General features: G+C 59.3%; 22 protein-coding genes. 12 read left to right on the top strand and 10 right to left on the bottom strand.

Annotated features, from left to right (window positions below):
- The first annotated feature begins 6 nt into the window (after positions 1–6).
- The 5 genes from MX657_RS06210 (at position 7) to MX657_RS06230 (ending at position 4,539) form a co-directional block, all read left to right on the top strand.
- Positions 7–861, top strand: coding sequence for an isochorismatase (locus MX657_RS06210; RefSeq protein ID WP_080327937.1), 855 nt, complete (start codon positions 7–9; stop codon positions 859–861).
- Positions 861–1,613 carry a 2,3-dihydro-2,3-dihydroxybenzoate dehydrogenase EntA gene (gene entA / locus MX657_RS06215; RefSeq protein WP_429844653.1) on the top strand — a complete coding sequence of 251 codons (753 nt, stop codon included), beginning with the start codon at positions 861–863 and terminating at the stop codon, positions 1,611–1,613. The genes MX657_RS06210 and entA overlap by 1 nt, the downstream gene beginning before the upstream one ends.
- Positions 1,613–2,026 carry a proofreading thioesterase EntH gene (entH, locus tag MX657_RS06220; RefSeq protein ID WP_346807717.1) on the top strand — a complete coding sequence of 138 codons (414 nt, stop codon included), beginning with the start codon at positions 1,613–1,615 and terminating at the stop codon, positions 2,024–2,026. Before entA ends, entH begins: the two co-directional genes overlap by 1 nt.
- A gap of 149 nt (positions 2,027–2,175) precedes the next feature.
- On the top strand, positions 2,176–4,281 hold the full coding sequence (gene cstA, locus MX657_RS06225) for a pyruvate/proton symporter CstA (protein ID WP_080327935.1): 2,106 nt from the start codon (positions 2,176–2,178) through the stop codon (positions 4,279–4,281).
- A gap of 60 nt (positions 4,282–4,341) precedes the next feature.
- Positions 4,342–4,539: a YbdD/YjiX family protein gene (locus MX657_RS06230; protein WP_006809671.1), complete on the top strand. Its 198-nt coding sequence runs from the start codon at positions 4,342–4,344 to the stop codon at positions 4,537–4,539.
- On the opposite strand, the gene MX657_RS06235 is transcribed toward MX657_RS06230, so the two are convergent.
- The 4 genes from MX657_RS06235 to MX657_RS06250 form a co-directional block, all read right to left on the bottom strand.
- Entirely contained in the window at positions 4,536–4,940 is a 405-nt protein-coding gene (locus MX657_RS06235; RefSeq protein ID WP_080327934.1) for a helix-turn-helix domain-containing protein, read from the bottom strand. The genes MX657_RS06230 and MX657_RS06235 overlap by 4 nt on opposite strands.
- The gene (locus MX657_RS06240) at positions 4,915–5,217 is read right to left on the bottom strand and encodes a type II toxin-antitoxin system RelE family toxin (RefSeq protein ID WP_017899060.1); all 303 of its coding nucleotides are present in this window, start codon (positions 5,215–5,217) and stop codon (positions 4,915–4,917) included. The genes MX657_RS06235 and MX657_RS06240 overlap by 26 nt, the downstream gene beginning before the upstream one ends.
- 182 nt (positions 5,218–5,399) lie before the next feature.
- Positions 5,400–6,143: an SDR family NAD(P)-dependent oxidoreductase gene (locus MX657_RS06245; RefSeq protein WP_028012303.1), complete on the bottom strand. Its 744-nt coding sequence runs from the start codon at positions 6,141–6,143 to the stop codon at positions 5,400–5,402.
- A 57-nt stretch (positions 6,144–6,200) separates the two neighbouring features.
- On the bottom strand, positions 6,201–7,289 hold the full coding sequence (locus tag MX657_RS06250) for an oxidoreductase (protein ID WP_346807721.1): 1,089 nt from the start codon (positions 7,287–7,289) through the stop codon (positions 6,201–6,203).
- Positions 7,290–7,448: 159 nt separating this feature from the next.
- Here MX657_RS06250 and MX657_RS06255 point away from each other — a divergent pair, with 159 nt between their 5' ends.
- Genes MX657_RS06255 through MX657_RS06270 form a run of 4 tightly spaced genes read left to right on the top strand, consistent with a single transcriptional unit; the run spans position 7,449 to position 12,264 of the window.
- Positions 7,449–8,951, top strand: a complete 1,503-nt coding sequence (locus tag MX657_RS06255) for a sugar ABC transporter ATP-binding protein (RefSeq protein ID WP_217480091.1) — start codon at positions 7,449–7,451, stop codon at positions 8,949–8,951.
- Positions 8,948–9,943 (top strand): ABC transporter permease, encoded by a 996-nt coding sequence (locus tag MX657_RS06260; protein ID WP_119915127.1) that lies wholly within the window; start codon positions 8,948–8,950, stop codon positions 9,941–9,943. Before MX657_RS06255 ends, MX657_RS06260 begins: the two co-directional genes overlap by 4 nt.
- 18 nt (positions 9,944–9,961) lie before the next feature.
- On the top strand, positions 9,962–11,026 hold the full coding sequence (locus MX657_RS06265) for a sugar ABC transporter substrate-binding protein (protein WP_346807724.1): 1,065 nt from the start codon (positions 9,962–9,964) through the stop codon (positions 11,024–11,026).
- A complete protein-coding gene (locus MX657_RS06270) occupies positions 11,023–12,264 on the top strand; it encodes an LVIVD repeat-containing protein (protein ID WP_346807725.1) in 1,242 nt (413 codons plus the stop codon). Before MX657_RS06265 ends, MX657_RS06270 begins: the two co-directional genes overlap by 4 nt.
- Before the next feature lie 55 nt (positions 12,265–12,319).
- Here the strand turns inward: MX657_RS06270 and mtnK are convergent, their stop codons facing one another.
- On the bottom strand, positions 12,320–13,519 hold the full coding sequence (gene mtnK, locus MX657_RS06275) for an S-methyl-5-thioribose kinase (RefSeq protein WP_346807727.1): 1,200 nt from the start codon (positions 13,517–13,519) through the stop codon (positions 12,320–12,322).
- 102 nt (positions 13,520–13,621) lie between these two features.
- On the opposite strand from mtnK, the gene mtnA reads away from it, so the two are divergent.
- Both mtnA and MX657_RS06285 read left to right on the top strand, forming a co-directional pair.
- Positions 13,622–14,638, top strand: a complete 1,017-nt coding sequence (gene mtnA / locus MX657_RS06280) for an S-methyl-5-thioribose-1-phosphate isomerase (protein ID WP_080327927.1) — start codon at positions 13,622–13,624, stop codon at positions 14,636–14,638.
- Between the two features lie 42 nt (positions 14,639–14,680).
- Entirely contained in the window at positions 14,681–15,151 is a 471-nt protein-coding gene (locus MX657_RS06285; RefSeq protein WP_346807729.1) for an SRPBCC family protein, read from the top strand.
- A gap of 59 nt (positions 15,152–15,210) precedes the next feature.
- On the opposite strand, the gene MX657_RS06290 is transcribed toward MX657_RS06285, so the two are convergent.
- Genes MX657_RS06290 through MX657_RS06300 form a run of 3 tightly spaced genes read right to left on the bottom strand, consistent with a single transcriptional unit; the run spans position 15,211 to position 17,050 of the window.
- The gene (locus MX657_RS06290; RefSeq protein WP_119915121.1) at positions 15,211–15,753 is read right to left on the bottom strand and encodes a 1,2-dihydroxy-3-keto-5-methylthiopentene dioxygenase; all 543 of its coding nucleotides are present in this window, start codon (positions 15,751–15,753) and stop codon (positions 15,211–15,213) included.
- Entirely contained in the window at positions 15,750–16,439 is a 690-nt protein-coding gene (mtnC, locus tag MX657_RS06295) for an acireductone synthase (RefSeq protein WP_080327925.1), read from the bottom strand. Before mtnC ends, MX657_RS06290 begins: the two co-directional genes overlap by 4 nt.
- Positions 16,436–17,050 (bottom strand): methylthioribulose 1-phosphate dehydratase, encoded by a 615-nt coding sequence (locus tag MX657_RS06300; RefSeq protein ID WP_346807731.1) that lies wholly within the window; start codon positions 17,048–17,050, stop codon positions 16,436–16,438. Before MX657_RS06300 ends, mtnC begins: the two co-directional genes overlap by 4 nt.
- 247 nt (positions 17,051–17,297) lie before the next feature.
- Between MX657_RS06300 and MX657_RS06305 the strand changes: the two genes are divergently transcribed.
- The gene (locus tag MX657_RS06305; protein WP_346807733.1) at positions 17,298–18,458 is read left to right on the top strand and encodes a pyridoxal phosphate-dependent aminotransferase; all 1,161 of its coding nucleotides are present in this window, start codon (positions 17,298–17,300) and stop codon (positions 18,456–18,458) included.
- Here MX657_RS06305 and MX657_RS06310 read toward each other — a convergent pair whose 3' ends face one another.
- A complete protein-coding gene (locus tag MX657_RS06310; RefSeq protein WP_346807735.1) occupies positions 18,459–19,085 on the bottom strand; it encodes an IbrB-like domain-containing protein in 627 nt (208 codons plus the stop codon).
- Positions 19,070–20,293, bottom strand: a complete 1,224-nt coding sequence (locus MX657_RS06315; protein ID WP_080327921.1) for a phosphoadenosine phosphosulfate reductase — start codon at positions 20,291–20,293, stop codon at positions 19,070–19,072. Before MX657_RS06315 ends, MX657_RS06310 begins: the two co-directional genes overlap by 16 nt.
- Positions 20,294–20,356: the final 63 nt, after the last annotated feature.

Here is a 20,356-nt window from a genome sequence, read left to right on the forward strand (position 1 = left end):
CAGAGTATGGCCATTCCAAAATTAACCGCTTACGCGCTGCCGACCGCCGCAGAATTGCCGACCAACAAGGTGAACTGGGCGTTTGAGCCGGAGCGCGCCGCGCTGTTGATCCACGATATGCAGGAGTATTTCCTGAACTTCTGGGGCGAAAATAGCGACATGATGCAGCAGGTGGTGGCGAATATCGCCCGACTGCGCACGTACTGCAAAGAACACAACATTCCGGTGTACTACACCGCGCAGCCGAAAGAGCAGAGCGATGAAGACCGCGCCCTGCTTAACGATATGTGGGGGCCGGGCCTGACCCGTTCGCCGGAGCAGCAGCGCATCGTCGCTGAGCTTACGCCGGACGAAGCGGACACGGTGCTGGTGAAGTGGCGCTACAGCGCCTTCCACCGCTCGCCGCTGGAGCAGATGCTGAAAGAGACCGGCCGCAACCAGCTGCTGATTACCGGCGTGTACGCGCACATCGGCTGCATGACCACCGCCACCGATGCCTTTATGCGCGACATTAAACCGTTCTTTATTGCCGACGCGCTGGCGGATTTCACCCGCGACGAGCACCTGATGTCGCTCAACTACGTGGCCGGACGCTCGGGTCGCGTGGTGATGACCGACGAATTGCTGCCGTCCGTTCCGGCGACCAAAGCCGCGCTGCGCGAGCTTGTTTTGCCGCTGCTGGACGAGTCCGACGAGCCGATGGATGACGAAAACCTGATCGACTACGGCCTGGACTCGGTGCGCATGATGGCGCTGGCCGCCCGCTGGCGCAAGGTGCACGGTGATATAGACTTCGTGATGCTGGCAAAAAATCCAACAATCGACGCCTGGTGGACGCTGCTCTCCCGCGAGGTGAAGTGATGGGGTTTGATTTTACCGGCAAAACCGTCTGGGTAACGGGTGCGGGGAAGGGGATTGGCTATGCGAGCGCGCTGGCGTTTGTAGAAGCGGGCGCGCAGGTGACCGGGTTCGATCTGGCCTTTCCTCAGAATGATTACCCGTTTACCACCGAGACGCTGGACGTGGCGGATGCCGCGCAGGTGGGCGAGGTCTGCGGGCGCGCGCTGGCGTCGCTTGAACGCCTTGACGTGCTGGTTAACGCGGCGGGCATTCTGCGCATGGGGGCGACGGACGAGCTCTCGCTGGCGGACTGGCAGCAGACCTTCGCGGTCAACGTCGGCGGCGCGTTTAACCTCTTCCACCAGACGATGGGCCAGTTCCGCCGTCAGCAGGGCGGGGCGATCGTCACCGTGGCGTCCGACGCGGCGCACACGCCGCGCATCGGCATGAGCGCCTACGGTGCGTCGAAGGCGGCGCTGAAAAGCCTGGCGCTGACCGTCGGGCTGGAGCTTGCGGGCAGCGGCGTGCGCTGTAACCTGGTGTCGCCCGGCTCAACGGACACCGACATGCAGCGCACCCTGTGGAAAAGTGACGACGCAGAACAGCAGCGCATTCGCGGCTTTGGCGAGCAGTTTAAGCTCGGTATTCCGCTCGGCAAAATTGCCCTTCCGCGGGAGATTGCCAGCACGGTTCTGTTTCTTGCATCCGATTCTGCCAGCCATATTACCCTGCAGGATATTGTGGTGGACGGCGGCTCCACGCTGGGGGCGTGATGATCTGGAAACGTCATTTATCGCTTGAAGAACTGAACGCCACCAGCGTGAACACTCTGGTGGCGCACCTGGGCATTGCTTATACCCGCCTTGGGGACGACACGCTGGAAGCGGAGATGCCGGTGGATGCGCGCACCCATCAGCCGTTTGGCCTGCTGCACGGCGGGGCGTCGGCGGCGCTGGCGGAAACGCTCGGCTCAATGGCCGGTTTTCTGATGACCCGCGACGGGCAGAGCGTGGTGGGGACGGAGCTGAACGCCACGCACCATCGCGCGGTCTCTCACGGTAAGGTGCGCGGCGTGTGTCAGCCGCTGCATCTGGGGCGTTCGAGCCAGAGCTGGGAGATCGTGGTATTCGACGAGCAGGGGCGGCGGTGCTGTACGTGTCGGTTGAGTACGATGGTGTTGGGCTAAGCCATTCAGCTGAAAGTGATCGGCTTAACACTGTGGTGTAAATCTCTGGTTTGACCACGCATTATTGCGTTTCAAAGTTGTTAAATTTTATCCGTTGTTCTAGAAACAAAATGTAACATCTCACTGTTTCACAACAACGGACAACAACTATGAACAACTCAGGGAAATACCTTATGTGGGCAGGGCTCTCCGTTGTGGGAGCCTTTGCCCTGGGCTATATCGCCCTCAACCGGGGGGAACAGATCAATGCGCTCTGGATCGTGGTCGCCTCCGTCTGCATTTATCTGATCGCGTACCGTTTTTATGGCCGCTATATCGCGAAGAACGTACTGGGCGTTGACGCGACGCGCATGACGCCTGCCGTTCGCCACAACGATGGCCTGGACTACGTGCCGACCGACAAAAAAGTGCTGTTCGGTCACCATTTTGCGGCGATTGCCGGGGCGGGCCCGCTGGTGGGGCCGGTGCTGGCGGCGCAGATGGGCTACCTGCCGGGGATGATCTGGATCCTCGCGGGCGTGGTGCTGGCGGGCGCGGTGCAGGACTTTATGGTGCTGTTTGTCTCCACCCGCCGTGACGGCCGTTCTCTGGGCGAGCTTGTGAAAGAGGAGATGGGGGCAACCGCCGGGGTGATTGCGCTGGTGGCGACCTTTATGATCATGGTGATTATCCTCGCGGTGCTGGCGATGATCGTGGTGAAAGCGTTGACCCACAGCCCGTGGGGGACATATACCGTCGCCTTCACCATTCCGCTGGCGCTGTTTATGGGGATCTACATACGCTACCTGCGCCCGGGCCGCATTGGTGAAGTGTCCGTGATTGGCCTGGTGTTCCTGGTGTTCGCGATTATCTCCGGCGGCTGGGTGGCGGAAAGCCCAACGTGGGCGCCGTTCTTCGACTTTACCGGCGTACAGCTGACCTGGATGCTGGTGGGCTACGGCTTCGTGGCGGCGGTGCTGCCGGTGTGGCTGCTGCTGGCCCCGCGTGACTACCTCTCTACCTTCCTGAAAATCGGCACCATCGTCGGGCTGGCGATCGGCATTCTGATTATGCGCCCGACTCTGACCATGCCTGCGCTGACCAAGTTTATTGACGGCACCGGCCCGGTCTGGACCGGCAACCTGTTCCCGTTCCTGTTTATCACCATCGCCTGCGGGGCAGTGTCCGGCTTCCACGCGCTGATTGCCTCCGGCACCACGCCGAAGATGCTGGCGAATGAAAATCAGGCCTGCCTGATCGGCTACGGCGGCATGCTGATGGAGTCCTTCGTCGCGATTATGGCGCTGGTCTCCGCCTGCATTATCGACCCGGGCGTCTACTTCGCGATGAACAGCCCGATGGCGGTACTGGCCCCGGCCGGAACCGTTGATGTGGTGGCATCCGCCGCGCAGGTGGTGAGCGGCTGGGGCTTTGCAATTACCCCGGAAACGCTGACGCATATCGCTAACGAGGTGGGTGAGCAGTCGATTATCTCCCGTGCGGGAGGGGCACCTACGCTTGCGGTGGGGATGGCCTACATCCTCCACGGCGCGCTGGGCGGGCTGATGGACGTGTCATTCTGGTATCACTTCGCCATCCTGTTTGAGGCGCTGTTTATTCTGACGGCGGTAGATGCGGGAACCCGTGCGGCGCGCTTTATGCTGCAGGATCTGCTGGGGGTAATCTCCCCGAACCTGAAGCGTACCGACTCGCTTCCGGCTAACCTGCTGGCGACGGCGCTGTGCGTGCTGGCGTGGGGCTATTTCCTGCATCAGGGCGTGGTCGATCCGCTTGGCGGGATTAACACCCTGTGGCCGCTGTTCGGTATCGCCAACCAGATGCTGGCGGGCATGGCGCTGATGCTCTGCGCGGTGGTACTGTTCAAGATGAAGCGCCAGCGTTACGCGTGGGTGGCGCTGGTGCCAACCGCGTGGCTGCTAATCTGTACCCTGACGGCGGGCTGGCAGAAAGCCTTCAGCCCGGACAACAAGGTGGGTTTCCTGGCGATCGCCAACAAGTTCCAGGCGATGATCGACAGCGGCAAGATCCCGGCCCAGTACACCGAGTCGCAGCTGTCGCAGCTGGTGTTTAACAACCGTCTGGACGCCGGGCTGACCATCTTCTTTATGGTGGTGGTTGTGGTGCTGGCGTTGTATTCTCTGAAAACCGCGCTGGCGGCGTTGAAAGTCGACAAACCGACGGCGAAAGAGACGCCGTATGAGCCGATGCCTGAAAACCTGGAAGAGATTGTGACCCAGGCGAAAGGGGCGCATTAACCCGTGTGCCGGGTGGCGGCTTCGCCTTACCCGGCCTACATTTCCTGTGAGATCAGAACTATGTTCGACACCCTTTCCAAAGCAGGTAAATACCTGGGCCAGGCCGCTAAAATGATGATCGGCGTGCCGGATTACGACAACTACGTCGAGCATATGCGCGTCAACCATCCGGACCAGACGCCCATGACCTACGAAGAATTTTTCCGCGACCGCCAGGACGCCCGCTACGGCGGCAAGGGCGGGGCGAAGTGCTGTTAACCCTCTTTTGGTAAATAGAGGCTGATCTGCTCCTGCTTACAGCCGTAGATCGCCGCGAGCTTTTCGCGGGTGCGCTTTTGCGGTCGGGAGTCCAGCGCTTCCAGCTGTGACACGGCGGACTGGCTGATGCCAAGTTTCTCCGCCACCTCCTGCTGGGATAGCCCGCGCAGGATACGCCACGCGGCCTGCAGGCTGACATTCTCGTTATGCATGATGTCGCATACTTCACCCGGTAAACCTACGTTATCGTAGATGTCTGATTCGTAAGGGATGTCTTCCCAGTCGTTTTCATCATCGTCATCGTACTCAAGCATGGCTAAACGCATGCGAAAATATTCATCGTAGGGAATGACAACATACTGTTTTTTGCCTTCTTCATCCTTGATGAACTGAATAGTCATATTCCGTATGCTCCTCATGAAGGTAGGTGGTGGTTGTCCGGCGTTTTACCGCCACTACGTAGCAGGTGTCACCCGGCGGGTCTCCGAAGGTGTAAATGACCCTGTAATCACCTAATCGCAGCCTGTAGTGGTTTTCGGGAGAAGATAATTTCTTGATATCCGCGACAGGTGATGTTTTATCATCCATCTTCTCCAGCCTGAATTTAATGCGGTTCTGATATCGCGTATCGATTTTAGAAAATTGCTTCTCTGCTGTTTTTGACCAGACGATCTTCATCCGTACCTCCACTGTACGCCCACACAAAATATAAGGAAATAATAAGACTATTAGATAAATTCCGAATTTCTTATGGGGTACTGTAGAGCGGAGAAAAAACGCAGGTAAGAGGCAAAACGCAAACCGTCGAGGCTGCTCGGAAAGGCCTCTGCCGGGCGACAGAGGCTTGTAGAAATTTGCGATCAGGCGTTCAAACCGCCGTCCACGTCCAGACCGGTACCGGAGATCTGACCGGCAGCCGGGCTGGCAAGAAAGGTAACCGCTGCCGCGACGTCTTCCGGCTGGCCGTAATGGCCCAGGGCAATAAGCTGACGCTGAGAGTCAGCCTGTTCCCCGTCCTCCGGGTTCATATCGCTGTTGGTCGGTCCGGGGTGCACCAGGTTAACGGTAATACCGCGTGGTCCCAGGTCGCGCGCCAGCCCGCGGGTAAGGGAGTTCAGTGCAGATTTGGTCATCGAGTAAACGGCGATGCCCGGCTGCGCCACGCGGTTTGCCAGACAGCTGCCGATATTAATGATGCGTCCGCCGTCAGACATGTGCACAAGCGCTTCCTGAATGGCGATCACCACGCCGCGAATGTTGACGTTGATAAGGGCGTCGATGTCCGCCAGCGTCATCGATTCCAGCGGGCCGCCGCGCGCAATCCCGGCGTTGTTGACCAGAATGTCCAGCCCGCCAAGAGAACGCGCCGCATGGGTGACGGCGTCCTGAATCGCCTGCGCGCTGGCGCTGTCAGCTTGAATCGCCTCGCCGTGCCGCCCAAGCGCTTTAATTTCATCGGCAACCGCCTGGGCTTTGTCGGCAGATTTTTCATACGTAATAACCACGTCGGCACCGGCGCGCGCCAGCGACAGCGCGATAGCCCGACCCAGCCCGCGGCTGGCGCCGGTAACCAGCGCCTTTTTACCTGTTAAATCGATCTGCATGATGACCTCGTTAGGAGAGTGGTGAGAATCATCATTAGGTATAGCCTGTCGGCGAGATTAACGGCTGAAGGATTCCACTTTCTCAAACGCGGCGCGCAGAACGTCGGGGCTTAACGCAACCGGCAGATAGTGAATCGACTCCACCGGGCGCAGGGTGTGGGCGATAACCTTATCCAGCTCGTCGCGGTTATTGATATCAACGTCCAGCTCGCGAAGCGTGGTCGGCAGGTTGAAGCGCCGGTACGCCGTCACCAGCTGCGCCAGCACGTCGTCCTGGCCGAGCAGGGCGCTCTGCACCAGAATGCCGTAGGCCACCTTGGTGCCGTGCAGGTATTTTTCCGTCTGTGGCAGTACGGTTAAGCCGTTGTGGACCGCATGCGCCGCCGCCACGCGGGTATAGCGTTCGCCCAGGCCGCCGACCATCCCGCCGCCGGCAATAATGGCATCCACCACATCCCTGAACGCCTGGGTTTGTTTGCCGCGCTGCTGGTCAGTCAGCGCTTCCTCGCTGTGCTCCAGCAGCACGTCGCGGATCGCCAGCGCGCCGTTGATGCCCAGCCGCACGGTCAGCGGCAGGTTTTCCGGCTCAGGTGCCAATACCACCGCCTCGTACCACTTCGCCAGCGTATCGCCGATGCCCGCCAGCAGGTATTCCGCCGGAGCATTGAGGACGATCTGCGGCTCCACCAGTACCAGGAAGTTGGCGTCGTCGAAGATCTCAAACTGCAGCGCCTGGCCGGCATCGTTGTACCAGACGGAGAGCGGGGTCCACGCCGCACAGGTGGCTGCGATGGTGGGGATGCCCACGAACGGCACCCCCAGGCGGCGCGCCACGGCCTTGACGGTATCCATCACCGCGCCGCCGCCGACGCCAATCACCACGCTGGCATCGCTGCCGGATTCATTCACCAGATGGGTGACGTCACGCTCGCTGCAGTGGCCTTTAAACAGCAGGTGCTTCGCTCCAGGTGCGTTAAAACTCTCCGGCAGGAACGGGCGCGCGCCCTCTATTGCGCGCTCGCCGTAAATCCACACCGCGCGGGAAAGCTGTTCCGGGGTAAAGAAGTTATCCAGCTGCGCAAGGCTGCCGGAATGAGAGAAGTAGTTCGCCGGGCCGGGCACGACGCGGATGTCGGTGTTGCTCATGATGTTGTCCTTTTTTCGCAAGCGCTAACCCGATGTTATGTCTGGACATCCGGATGGCTAATAATATTTCGCTTTATCTTATGCCTTTTCCGTCGTTGTCAGTCAACCGGAGCTGTGAAAAATTCGATAAATCAGAAGAGTAATGAAGGATTTACGCGGATGGTTTCCAGTCGCCTTGAAATGCGCGGTATCAGCCTGGCCTTTTCCGGCTTTCAGGCGCTGTCGCGCGTGGATTTCACCCTGAACGGCGGGTCGGTACACGCGCTGACCGGTGCCAACGGCGCGGGGAAATCAACGCTGATGGCGGTGCTGTGCGGGACGCACGACCACTATGAGGGCGAGATCAGCATCAACAACCAGCCGGTAACCATCCGCGAGCCGCTGGACGCTAAGCGGCTGGGTATTCACCTCGTGCAGCAGGAAGTGGACGTGGCGCTGATCCCGGGGCTAAGCATTGCCGAAAATATCATGCTCGACCAGCTGGCGCAGCCGGGGCATCGCTACCGCTGGCGCACCGTTCGCCAGCAGGCGAGGCAGGCGCTGGCGCAGCTCGACGTGTCACTTGACGTTCGCCGCGCCATCGACAGCTGTTCCCTGGCCGAAAAGCAGCAGATTTTGCTGGCACGCGCCTTGTCACACCACTGCCGTTTTTTAATTCTCGATGAGCCCACCGCGCCGCTGGACGCGCACGAAAGCGAGCGCCTGTTTGCGGTAGTGAGACGTTTAAAGCAGCAGGGGATCGGCGTGGTGTTTATCTCCCACCGCATTCACGAGCTGAAGGCCATCTGCGACACCCTGACGGTGCTGCGCGACGGCAAGCTGATTGAGTCCGGTCCGATGGCGGATCTGAGCGGCGAAGAGATCGTTGAGAAGATGCTCGGCCATGTGCTGAGCGATATTTATCCGCCCGCGCGGCCGCCGCACGGCGACGAGACGCTGCTGCGCGTTGAGGGGCTGCACGACGACGCGCTGCTGAAAGATATCTCCCTGCACCTGCGCAAAGGTGAAATCCTCGGCATTGCCGGGCTGGCGGGCGCGGGGAAAACCGAACTCTGCAAGGCGCTGTTTGGCGCCACCAAAAGCCGCGTGGCGCGCGGTGAGCTGAACCATCAGGACTGGAAACCGCGTGACCCGGCAGATTCCGTGCTGCGCGGGCTGGCGCTGGTGCCGGAAGAGCGGCGCAAAGAGGGCATTTTTATCGACGAGCCGGTGAGCATGAACCTGGCCGTGTCCGCCGATAACAGCTTTTCGCGCTGGAGCCTGTTCGGCCATCGTCAGGCGTGGCGCTGGGCGGAAGAGGTGATTGCCCGCGTCGGCGTGCGTGCGCGTGGGCCGGGGCAGGTGCTGCGCCGCTTATCTGGCGGCAACCAGCAGAAGGTCGCCATCGGTAAATGGCTGCGTAATGACGCCAGTGTGCTGATATTCGACGAGCCGACCAAAGGCGTGGACGTGAAGGCCAAAACCGACCTGTTCCAGCTGATCGACGGCCTGGCGCGCGAGGGCAAAGGGGTGATTTACGCCTCGGGCGAGTTTGCCGAGCTGGTGGGATTGTGTGACCGCATCTGCGTGCTGTGGGACGGGCGCATCGTGGCGGAGATCGCCGGGGCCGAGGCCCGCGAAGAGACACTACTTTATTATTCAACCGGAGGAACGGCGTCGTGAGCAAGGCCCTTTCAGTGACCGCGGCGGCGTCTGGCCGTCAGCAACTTTTTGATTTTCTTTATAAGTGGGGCATGCTGCTGACCGTCGTCGCGCTGGTGGCCGTCTTTGGCCTGGCGTCAGACAGCTTCCTCGACCCGAATAACATCATCAACATTCTGCGCTCGATTGCCATCGTGACGGTGATTGCCGTTGGCGTGTCGATTTCGTTGACCGTCGGCGGGTTCGACCTCTCCGTGGGATCTACCGCCTCGCTGGCGAACGCGCTGGTGATTTCCCTTTTCGTCTGGCACGGCTTCGGTACCACCGAGTCGATTCTGATCACCCTCGCGCTCTGCACTCTGGTGGGGCTGTTCAACGCTTTCCTGATCGTCATCCTGCGCATCCCGGACATGCTCGCGACGCTTGCCAGCCTGTTTGTGATTCAGGGCGTGGCGATGACCTACAGCTACGGCGGGTCGATTACCGAGAACATGGTGCTGCCGAGCGGCGACATGGCGGAAGGCACCATTCCGGCGGCGTTCAGCCTGCTGGGGCAGGTGCCGACCATCGTCATCATTATGCTGGCGGTGACCCTGCTGGCGCAGCTTGGGCTGTCGCTGACCACGCACGGACGCCGGATGTACGCCATCGGCGGCAACCCCGAAGCCGCGCGCCTCTCCGGCATTCGCACCACGCGCTACAAGGTGGCGGCTTACGTGATCGCCTCGCTGCTGGCGGGGCTGGGCGGGATCCTGCTGGCCTCGCGCATCGGGTCGTCGCAGGTGAACGCGGGCGGCGGGTATCTGATGGACGCGGTGGCGGCGGCGTGGATTGGCTTCTCGCTGGCAGGTTCCGGCAAGCCGAACGCGCTGGGGACGCTGGTGGGGGCGGTGATCCTCGGCGTACTCTCCAACGGGCTGGTGATGCTCTCCGTGCCGTATTACGCCATGGACATTATAAAAGGGCTGGTGCTCGCGGTGGCGCTGGCGATTACCTACATACAAAAACGCTGACAACACAACGGAATAAAAATGAAAAAGATTGCGCTCTCTTTGGTGGCTCTTGGGTTACTCACGGCACTGCCGGGCTTCGCGGCTACGCCCGCGCCGGTTCCTGCTGCCATTGCCAACCACGACGGTCCGATCCGTATTGCGGTGATCCGTAACCTGGGCTCGGACGACAACACCACGCAGTTTGTTGCCGGGGCGATTCAGGAAGGGAAGAAGCTTGGCTTTAAGGTCAGCACCTTTTTGAGCAACGGCGATGATGCCAAATTCCAGGACTTTGTTAACCAGGCCATTAGCCAGAAATACGACGGGATTATTCTCTCTCAGGGGCGCGACCCGTACTCCACCGCGCTGGTGAAGAAGGCGGTGGATGCCGGGATCAAGGTCGCCGTGTTTGATACCGCCGTGAACGGCGAGATCGCGGGCGTGACCGTGACCCAGCAGGACGATGCCTCCCTGACGCACCTCTCCTTCGGCCAGCTGGCGAAAGATTTCAACGGCAAGGCCAATATCGTCAAGCTGTGGGTGGCGGGCTTCCCGCCGATGGAGCGCCGTCAGGCAGCCTATAAAGAGCTGCAAAAGCAGTACCCGGATATCAAAGAGCTGGAATCTATCGGCGCGGTCTCCTCTGACGTGCAGGGCGATACCGCCAACAAGGTAGGCGCGATCCTGGCGAAATACCCGAAAGGCAAAATCGACGCTATCTGGGGCACCTGGGACGCCTTCAGCCAGGGCGCGTATAAGGCGCTGAAAGAGAACGGCCGCACCGAGATCAAGCTCTACAGCATCGACATTTCCAATCAGGATCTGCAGCTGATGCGCGAGCCGGGTAGCCCGTGGAAGGTGAGCGTGGCGGTAGATCCGAAGCTGATTGGCGCGACCAACGTGCGTCTGATCGCCAATAAGATTGCCGGAGAAGCGACGCCGGCAACCTACGATTTCAAAGCGGCGGCTATTCCGCAGGCGCTGCTGACCGCCCAGCCGGGCCCGGTGAACGTGGCGTCTCTGGGGAAAATCATTCCGGGCTGGGGGCAGACGGAAGATTTCATCGCGCCGTGGTTTGCGACGCTGGAAGCGAAAAATAAATGAGCAGGCTTCCTACGCCAGAATACAGCCGCAATATGCGGCTGATTGGCCATAGCGACCAGGGCGGGCGTCCGGATGGTGTTCAGCTGATGGTGCACCGCGGCTTTGCGTATATTGGACATATGGTGTCGCAGGGCTTTTCGATTGTGGACGTGCGCGACCCGAAGAACCCGAAAGCGGCAGGCTACGTGCCCGCGCCGCCCGGCACCTGGAACGTCCATTTACAGGCGCATGACGACCTGCTGCTGGTGATTAACGCCCGGGATCTGTTTGCCGATGCGCGCTTTGCTGACGAGAAGGTCTACTACACCCGCCAGGTTGGGGAGACCGTCAGCGACGTGCAGAACAAAGGCTGGAGCGCCGGGCTTCGCGTTTTTGATATCTCCACACCGGACAGGCCGCGCGAAATCGGCTTTCTGTCGCTGAGCGGCATCGGCATTCATCGCATCTGGTACGTCGGCGGGCGCTGGGCGTACGTGTCAGCGCTGATCGACGGCTTTACCGATTACATCTTCCTGACCATCGACCTGGCGGACCCGCGTAAGCCCGAGGTGGCGGGGCGCTGGTGGCTGCCGGGGATGAACCAGGCAGAAGGGGAGAAGCCCAACTGGCCTGAAGGGAAACGCTACGCGCTGCACCATGCGATTATCGCGGGGGATACCGCGTACGGCAGCTGGCGCGACGGCGGCCTGACGCTGCTGGACGTGAAGGACCGCAGTCAGCCGAAGCTGATTAGCCACCGCAACTGGAGCCCGCCGTTTGGCGGCGGGACGCACACCGCGCTGCCCTTACCGGACCGCGATTTGCTGGTGGTGCTGGACGAAGCGGTGCTGGATAACCAGCAGGACGGCGAGAAGCTGATCTGGCTGTTTGACATCCGCGAGCCGTCGAACCCGGTGAGCATTTCGACCTTCCCGCAGCCGAATGAAACCGACTACGTGGCAAAAGGGGCGCACTTTGGCCCGCATAACCTGCACGAGAACCGGCCAGGGAGTTTTGTCAGCTCGACGCTGATTTTTGCCACGTATCAGAACGCGGGCGTGCGCGCATATGACATTTCCAATCCGTATCGACCGGTGGAAACGGGGGCGCTGGTGCCCGCTGCACCGGAAAGAATGATGGACACGCGGCCAAATCGTCCGCAGGTGATCCAGTCATGCGACGTGTTTGTGGATGCGCAGGGGGTTATTTACAGCACGGATTATAACGGCGGGCTGTCGGTGATTGAGTATTTGGGGTGAGTGCGGTTTGTTGCCCCTCACCCTAACCCTCTCCCCAAAGGGGAGAGGGGAAAAATCAGCTGTACTGCCGCACCCTTGCTACCAGATCTTCCGCGTTGTCGATGCGGTCGGCAATCAGAATTAGTGCTTTACCAAGCGTAATGGCGTGGCGCAGGCATTCGTGGCGCATGGCCTCGTCCTGGATGCTGTCGATATCCGCGACGTGGGAAAGCCCGACGCTGCGGCGAATAAGCTCGGTGCCGCAGAAGCCGATGGCGTCATGCCAGACCTTTTTCAGGAACGCGGAGGCATAGCCCGGCGCGCTGAGCGCGGCGTCGCGGGCTTTCTCGTTTGCCAGCGCCTGGAAGCGTTCCGCGAAGGTGTTCCACAATCCCTGAATATCGGTCAGGCGCTGCTCGCGCGCGGCGGCGGCATCGCGAATGCCCAGATGCCCCGGCAGGCCGCAGAAGTTCAGCAGCAGGTTGCCGATGGCGGTGCCGACGTCAAAGCCAATCGGCCCGAAATAGCCGAACTCGGCGTCGATGGCCTTCAGGCTGCCGTCGGCCACAAAAATCGACCCGCTGTGGATATCGCCGTGCAGCAGCGCTTCGGCATGCGAGAAAAAGCGGTGCTTCAGGGAGGCCACGGCAATTTTTAGCTGGGCGTCGTCGCGCAGAGCCGCTACGTCATTTTCCAGTTCGGCCGGGTAACTGTTGCGCTCGTGGATCTGGTACGGATCGTTGAAGAACAGATCTTCGGTGATCTCGCACATCTCCGGGTTGATGAATTTCGCCACCTGCGCTTTTTTCGCGTGCGGGTGCAGGTAGAAGTCGCTGGTGTGGAACAGCGCGTGCGCGAGGTATTCGCCCAGCTGCTGCGTCGCCTGTGGGTAGTAAATGTTGTTGATCAGCTCGCCGCGCCAGATGCGATGGCTGGAGAGATCTTCCATCACCATCACCGCCAGTTCCGGGTCGTAGTGGTGGATTTTCACGGTGTGCTGCGGGCTGTGCTGGTAATGCTCGACCAGGGTTTGTGCTTCAAGACGGGCGCGGTCCAGCGTCAGCGGCCAGGACTCGCCAACGCAGCGTACGTAGGGCAGCGCCTGCTTAACGATGATGCGGCTCACGCCCGCGCGGTCGAAAATTTTAAAGACCAGATTGAGGTTGCCGTCGCCAATTTCCTGCGCCTCTACCAGCGTTGAAGGATCGTCAAGTCCGCCAAACTGCCTGGCATACTCCACGGCGTCCTGAGCGGTAAAGGTACGGTATTGCGACATGGCCTGCTCCTCAGTTTTGCTAATTAAGACATGTAGACGTCTATACATCTGGATTTCATCCTGACACAATGTGCTACAACAACGCAACAGGGAATTAACGACATGCAGACATTACAGACGACCAGCCTGCGGGTGGCGGATAATCAGCTCTTTATTCTCGACCAGCAGGCGCTTCCGCAGGAGAAACGCTGGCTGGATGCCTCGACGGTGGAAGCGCTGGTTGGGCACATCCACGCCCTGCGGGTGCGCGGCGCACCGCTGATTGGTCTCTCTGCAAGCCTGCTCCTGGCGCTGCTGGCGGAAAACGGCAAAAGCCGCGACGAACTGGCGGCAGCGCTGGAAACCCTGCGCGCCTCCCGCCCGACAGCGGTGAACCTGATGAACAATCTCGACCGCATGAAGATTGCGCTTTGGCAGGAAGATTTCGTTCCGGCGCTGGTGGCTGAAGCGCTGCGCCTGATTGATGAAGACAAACGGCTGTGCGACGCGATTGCGAAAGCGGGCAGCGCGCTGGTGAAGCCCGGCAGCCGTTTGCTGACCCACTGCAACACCGGCGGGCTGGCAACGGCGGGCGTCGGTACCGCGCTGGGCGTGATTGCCCGCGCGCATCAGGACGGTAACGTCAGCAGCGTCTGGGTGGATGAAACCCGTCCGCTCTTACAGGGCGGCAGGCTGACCGCGTGGGAGCTGGGCGAGCTGGGCGTGCCGTATCAGCTGATTACCGACTCTATGGCCGCCAGCCTGATGGCGAAAGGGCTGGTAGACGCTGTGTGGGTGGGGGCAGACCGTATTGCCGCCAACGGCGACGTGGCGAATAAAATCGGCACCTACTCCCTGGCGGTGCTGGCGAAGTTCCACGGCATTCCGTTCTACGTGGCCGCCCCGCAAACGACTCTTGACCCGGACTGCCCGAACGGGGATGCGATCCCGATCGAGCAGCGCGCCGCCAGCGAGGTGACGGGCGTCGCCGGAAGTTTTGGCGCGGTGCAGTGGGCACCGGAAGACGCGCAGGTCTATAACCCGGCGTTTGACGTCACGCCTGCCTCGCTGATCAGCGGCTGGGTGCTGGATTCGGGCGTGGTCACGCCCCAGGAGGTTGCGGAAGGGAAATTTGCCTGAGTCCGGCTATCCTTTAAGGGGTTCCCTTAAGAGGACAACATCGTGACGCTCGATCCTGAAACAGACTTAAAACTGGAGCGCGTGGTGGACGCACCGCGCGACCTGCTGTGGCTCTGCTGGACCACGCCGGAGCACATCAAAAACTTCTTCATTCCTGCTCCCCACAAGGTGACTGAATGCGACCTTGACCTGCGCGTGGGCGGGCGGTTCAACACCGTGTTTGAGGTGGACGGGCAGCGGATGGATAACCGCGGCGTGTTTCTTGAAATCGATCCCGGTAAAAAGCTGGTCTTTACCGATGGGTATACCGAAGGCTGGAAACCTGCCGAGAAGCCGTTTATGACGGCGCTCCTGCTGCTGGAGGATGTCGGGGAGGGCAAAACCCGCTACACGGCAATTGCGCGCCACCCGACGAAGGAAATCCGCGAACAGCATGAACAGATGGGCTTCCACGAAGGGTGGGGCGTTGTGCTGGATCAGCTGGTGGGGTATGTGAAGGGATTGAAACGTTGAAGCCCGAGCGGCCTGATGTCCTCACCCCGGCCCTCTCCCACAGGGAGAGGGAGAAAAGATTATGCGAGGCGAGGATACGCATCCGCAATCGCATCACCCGTAAACTGCGCCACCCAACCCTCCGGGTTATCGAAAATACGAATCGCCGTAAAGTTCGGCTCTGAGCCCATATCAAACCAGTGGGGCGTGCCTGCGGGCACGGAGATCAGGTCGTTTTTCTCACACAGCACCTGATACACCTCATCGCCAACGTGCAGGCAGAACAATCCCGCGCCCTCCACGAAAAAGCGCACTTCGTCTTCGCCGTGGGTGTGTTCGTTCAGAAATTTCGCGCGCAGCGCCTCTTTCTGCGGGTTGTCGGCGCGCAGGCTAATGACGTCCCAGCTCTGGTAACCCTTCTCTGCGACCAGCTTGTCGATCGCATGCTGATACGCTTCGATCACGGCTTCGGGCGCGGGATCCTGCCCTAAATCGCGATCCGCAGCCCAGCGTTCGAAGCGCACGCCTTTAGCGTTGAGCTGCTGGGCGATCTCGGCGGCGTCGGTGCTGTGCCACTGGTGCTGGCTGGCGTCTTTGTCGGAATAAATGGTCAATGCGCTCATGAAGGGATCTGCTCCGGATTTATCTCGTCAAACTGGTGGACCTGATGGTGATGGCTTGCGCCGTCATCTTCACCGCGAATCAGCTGCAGGGTGCGAAAACCTGCCTGTTCAGCCGCGTCCAGTTCCTGATGAATATCGGACAGGAACAGGATCTGCGACGGCGCGATGCCCGTTTGCACCGCAATATTTTGATAAGACTGCACTTCGCGCTTGGCGCCGATGTGGGTATCAAAATAGCCGCTGAACAGATGAGTAATATCACCTTCGTCGCTGTAGCCAAATAACAGTTTCTGCGCGGCGACAGAGCCAGAGGAATAAACATAGAGATCAATCCCTTGCGCTTTCCATTTTTCCAGCGCAGGCAGCACGTCAGGGTAAAGGTGGCCGGTAAAGTCGCCGTTGACGTAGCCGTCGTGCCAGATGATCCCCTGCAGGGCTTTGAGCGCCGTGGATTTGCGGTCTTCATCCATAAAGGCAAACAGGGCGTCAGTGAGCTCGCTGACGCTGGCGTGAGGGCTACCGATTTCATCACGCAGATTGTCCAGAATGGATTTCACCGGCTCGGCGTACTGCTGCGCGGTCACGAAGGCCGCCAGCCGCTCGCGTGCGTACGGGAACAAAACATCATGGACAAAACGAATATCGCTGGTGGTCCCTTCAATATCCGTCACAATCGCGCGAATCATACTCTCTCCAGTTGGCGTAAACGCATTTCACATTCAAACAGGAATTCCAGTCCTTCCAGATGACGGCGGGCTTCGGCCACGTCGCGTCCCCAGCAGGTTAAGCCATGGCCGCGCAGAAGAAAACCATAATTAAGCGGGCGATTCTGCGCGTAATGGGCGATTCGTGAGGCGAGGGCGTCGATATCCTGGTCGTTATCAAAGACCGGGATAGCGACCGTATCCCGATGCGAGGTCTGCCCGGTGAGGGATTTTTGCATCTCGAAGCCGCTGATGTTGAGCTCGGCGTCTTTGACCAGACGCGACAGCACCGTGGCGTTAACCGTGTGAACGTGCAGAACGGCGTTGGCTTCCGGGAACAGTCGATAAATCAGCGTGTGCAGCCCGGTTTCCGCCGACGGTTTACGACCGGACGGCGCGCGGTTGGTGGCAATCTCAACCTGCAGAAAATCTTCCGTCGTCAGGCTGCCTTTGTCTTTGCCGGATTCGCTGAGCCAGCACAGGTGGTCGTCCTGACGCACCGACATGTTGCCGCCGGTGGCCGGAGCCCAGCCTTTGGCTCCTATCCAGCGGCAGGCGTCGACCAGTTGCGTGAGTTGCAGGTTGTCTGTCATTTCCTTTTACCCTCTCGGCCAGGAATATTCATATGGTTTATACCCGTCATACTTCAAGTTGCAGGTGCGTTGGCTGCACTCACTCACCCCAGTCACGTACTTATGTACGCTCCCGGGGATTCGTTCCCTTGCCGCCTTCCTGCAACTCGAATTATTTAGGGTATAGACGTCTAAGCGTCTTGATTGCCAAAGACTAACATCGTGTTATAGTGGCAGCAACATAAGTATTACAAGCAGGCACACGACAATGAGCAATAACGCATTGATTCCGCAGAGTAAACTCCCCAGTCTCGGTACCACCATCTTTACGCAGATGAGCGCCCTGGCGCAGCAGCACAACGCCATTAACCTCTCGCAGGGTTTTCCGGATTTTGACGGACCGGGCTATTTGCAGGAGCGCCTGGCGTACCACGTGGCGCAGGGGGCAAACCAGTACGCGCCGATGACGGGCGTGCAGGCCCTGCGGGAAGCGATAGCGGATAAAACGGCGGAGCTGTACGGCTATAAGCCCGATGCGAACAGCGACATCACGGTGACGGCAGGGGCGACCGAAGCGCTGTATGCGGCCATTACCGCGCTGGTGCGTACCGGTGATGAGGTGATCTGCTTTGACCCAAGCTACGATAGCTACGCGCCTGCGATTGAGCTGTCCGGCGGCGTGGTGAAGCGCGTGGCGCTCCAGCCGCCCCATTTCCGCCCGGACTGGCAGGCGTTCGCGGCGCTGCTGAGCGATAAAACCCGTCTGGTGATCCTGAATACGCCGCACAACCCGTCGGCAACGGTGTGGCAAAAAGCCGATTTCGCCGCGCTGTGGCAAGTGATTGCCGAACGTGAAATTTTTGTACTGAGCGACGAAGTCTATGAGCACATCTGTTTCGCAAAAGAAGGGCACGCCAGCGTGCTGGCCCATCCGCAGCTGCGCGAGCGCGCGGTTGCCGTGTCGTCATTCGGTAAGACTTATCATATGACCGGCTGGAAAGTGGGGTACTGCGTGGCGCCCGCTGCCATCAGCGCGGAGCTGCGCAAGGTGCATCAGTACCTGACCTTTGCCGTGAACACGCCTGCCCAGCTGGCGCTGGCGGACATGCTGCGCGCCGAGCCGCAGCACTATCGCGACCTGCCGGAATTTTATCGCGCGCGTCGGGATCTGTTTGTGAATGCGCTGAGTAAAAGCCGCCTGGAAATTTTGCCCTCTGAAGGAACCTATTTCCTGCTCGCTGACTACAGCGCGATTTCCGATCTGGACGACGTGCGTTTCTGCCAGTGGCTGACGAAAGAGGCGGGCGTGGCCGCTATTCCGCTGTCGGTATTCTGCGCCGATCCCTTCCCGCATAAGCTGATTCGCCTTTGCTTTGCGAAGCAGGAGCAGACGCTCCTGGCGGCGGCCGAGCGTCTGAACGCGCTCTGATTATTTCACTGTCCAGGCTTCCGAGTAGCGACGGTCTGCGAACAATTCCAGCAGGCCGTTGATTTGCTTGAGGCGCAGCACCTCATCGCTGTCCATACCAAGCTCTTTACTGATTCTCTCATCGCTCCAGCCAAGCTGGGCAAGTTCACGAACGATATCTGACATGGCATTGATTTGATGCCTCCCGCGTGCCCGGTTGTGTCGGATGGTGGCGGCCATGCGGTCATGTTTATCCTGTCGGTCCTGACGCAGGCAGGTGACGGGCAGGTAACCTCTTAGCGTTCGCTTCAGCGCCGCCCGACTGGTGCCAATTTCATGACGGTGAAAACCATCCACAATTTCATAATGCTGCGGTTTGCTTTCTGTCACAACAATAGGCTGGGTGAATCCATCAAGTTCCAGTGACTTGCAGAGCAACCGTTTTTCCGGCGGGGCCACATTGTTGGGGTTGTAATCGTTGGCGGTGATCGCGTCCTGTTTGATCCACAGTACGCAGTCGATGGGCTGATCGGCAAACGGGCTATTTTTATGTAGTGCCTGGCGAAAGGCGTTAATGGCGCTAATTCTGTCCTCTTCGGGAAGTGACTCAAGGTACGTTTCGATGTCTTTGATTATTCTTTGTCGCATAAAATGCCCCACTCCTTGCGCTTAGCCTTCACTCTGTCGCTGTAGCGCTGATAATGTTTAGGTTTGTTTGGGCTGAATGACAGTGCTCTGCACCAGTAGTCGTTATTCAGTAAAACCTTACAAATACGGCGCCATGAAGGAACGTCTTTGGCACCGATATCGCCTTCCTGAGTATCGGGAATATCCTCCATGCCTCTCTTCTGATACCAGTGCAGATAAACGGCGATTTTATTGCGGTAATGTTCAGCCGTATTTTGCGGCATGCTGTCGAGCAGCAGCATGGCGTATTCGCGCCAGCGAAGATGTTCGGGTTTGAGTATTTTACGGTGACCATAAAAATGATTATCGTGACCAGCATAGATCCCACCGCTGCGCACACCGTTTACGCGTTCGCACATATTCGCCCATCGCTCAGGCTCTACAACGTGGTAGAGCCATAACCCCTGACGTTGCTCCGGCCCGAAGGGTTCGCAGATGCGCATATAGCGGGGCGGTACGCCAGCCTGAAACATCAGGTCATAAAGGCGGTTATAGCAACATCCCGATTTGGCGAACCAGGTCCAGATATCGGCGGTTTTCCAGTCGTAGACAGGGTAGATATACCAGGCATGTCCCCCGGGCGCGACGGTGGTCCAGGGCTTATCATCCGCAAACCGCTGCTTTCGTGCCGACGCGATAGCCAGAAAGCGGTTGTAGGATTCATCGGCGCGGATACCAATCAGCATAGCCGCCGGGCGATGGCCTGAATACCAGTCGGAGAAACTGCGAACAAAGACTTCAAAGGTCATGCCTGGCTGGTAGAAAGGAAAAAAGGCGGGATCGGTTATCGCGTCTTCAGGTGGCTGGCGAACCCACCTGGCGTCGGGCTCCCAGCATTGCCATTCCGGCTGAAATTGCGACAGTGAATTTTGCGTTGTGAGGGGAAGGGCGACCCACCAGAAATGACTGATAACATCGCTGTACAATTCACGCATGTGTTCGACGTGGGAAATCGTATAGGTGAATTGTGCTTCCCAGTCGATAAACAGCACATCTATTTTGGTTTTCATCTGCCGCGCCTGAAGGGCAACAAGATGCAGCATGACGGTGGAATCTTTACCGCCTGAAAAGGAGACGCAGGTCCTGGGTAAATTCTCGAGAGTCCATTTTATTCGTTCCCGAGCCGCAGTAAGAACATCCTGATTAAGAGGGTACTTATAAATTGACATGCTTATTCTCATCCTGAGTAATAAATACCAGACGTTGGTGTCAATAGTAGTGTGAGGATTATA

This window comes from Enterobacter chuandaensis, assembly GCF_039718975.1.
Lineage (GTDB): Bacteria > Pseudomonadota > Gammaproteobacteria > Enterobacterales > Enterobacteriaceae > Enterobacter > Enterobacter chuandaensis.

Bases quoted from the DNA above. Each gene is read 5' to 3' on its own strand.
- MX657_RS06210 (WP_080327937.1), top strand. From the start codon at position 7: ATGGCCATTCCAAAATTAACCGCTTACGCGCTGCCGACCGCCGCAGAA.
- entA (WP_429844653.1), top strand. From the start codon at position 861: ATGGGGTTTGATTTTACCGGCAAAACCGTCTGGGTAACGGGTGCGGGG.
- entH (WP_346807717.1), top strand. From the start codon at position 1,613: ATGATCTGGAAACGTCATTTATCGCTTGAAGAACTGAACGCCACCAGC.
- cstA (WP_080327935.1), top strand. From the start codon at position 2,176: ATGAACAACTCAGGGAAATACCTTATGTGGGCAGGGCTCTCCGTTGTG.
- MX657_RS06230 (WP_006809671.1), top strand. From the start codon at position 4,342: ATGTTCGACACCCTTTCCAAAGCAGGTAAATACCTGGGCCAGGCCGCT.
- MX657_RS06235 (WP_080327934.1), bottom strand. From the start codon at position 4,940: ATGACTATTCAGTTCATCAAGGATGAAGAAGGCAAAAAACAGTATGTT.
- MX657_RS06240 (WP_017899060.1), bottom strand. From the start codon at position 5,217: ATGAAGATCGTCTGGTCAAAAACAGCAGAGAAGCAATTTTCTAAAATC.
- MX657_RS06245 (WP_028012303.1), bottom strand. From the start codon at position 6,143: ATGCAGATCGATTTAACAGGTAAAAAGGCGCTGGTTACCGGCGCCAGC.
- MX657_RS06250 (WP_346807721.1), bottom strand. From the start codon at position 7,289: ATGAGCAACACCGACATCCGCGTCGTGCCCGGCCCGGCGAACTACTTC.
- MX657_RS06255 (WP_217480091.1), top strand. From the start codon at position 7,449: ATGGTTTCCAGTCGCCTTGAAATGCGCGGTATCAGCCTGGCCTTTTCC.
- MX657_RS06265 (WP_346807724.1), top strand. From the start codon at position 9,962: ATGAAAAAGATTGCGCTCTCTTTGGTGGCTCTTGGGTTACTCACGGCA.
- MX657_RS06270 (WP_346807725.1), top strand. From the start codon at position 11,023: ATGAGCAGGCTTCCTACGCCAGAATACAGCCGCAATATGCGGCTGATT.
- mtnK (WP_346807727.1), bottom strand. From the start codon at position 13,519: ATGTCGCAATACCGTACCTTTACCGCTCAGGACGCCGTGGAGTATGCC.
- mtnA (WP_080327927.1), top strand. From the start codon at position 13,622: ATGCAGACATTACAGACGACCAGCCTGCGGGTGGCGGATAATCAGCTC.
- MX657_RS06290 (WP_119915121.1), bottom strand. From the start codon at position 15,753: ATGAGCGCATTGACCATTTATTCCGACAAAGACGCCAGCCAGCACCAG.
- mtnC (WP_080327925.1), bottom strand. From the start codon at position 16,439: ATGATTCGCGCGATTGTGACGGATATTGAAGGGACCACCAGCGATATT.
- MX657_RS06300 (WP_346807731.1), bottom strand. From the start codon at position 17,050: ATGACAGACAACCTGCAACTCACGCAACTGGTCGACGCCTGCCGCTGG.
- MX657_RS06305 (WP_346807733.1), top strand. From the start codon at position 17,298: ATGAGCAATAACGCATTGATTCCGCAGAGTAAACTCCCCAGTCTCGGT.
- MX657_RS06310 (WP_346807735.1), bottom strand. From the start codon at position 19,085: ATGCGACAAAGAATAATCAAAGACATCGAAACGTACCTTGAGTCACTT.
- MX657_RS06315 (WP_080327921.1), bottom strand. From the start codon at position 20,293: ATGTCAATTTATAAGTACCCTCTTAATCAGGATGTTCTTACTGCGGCT.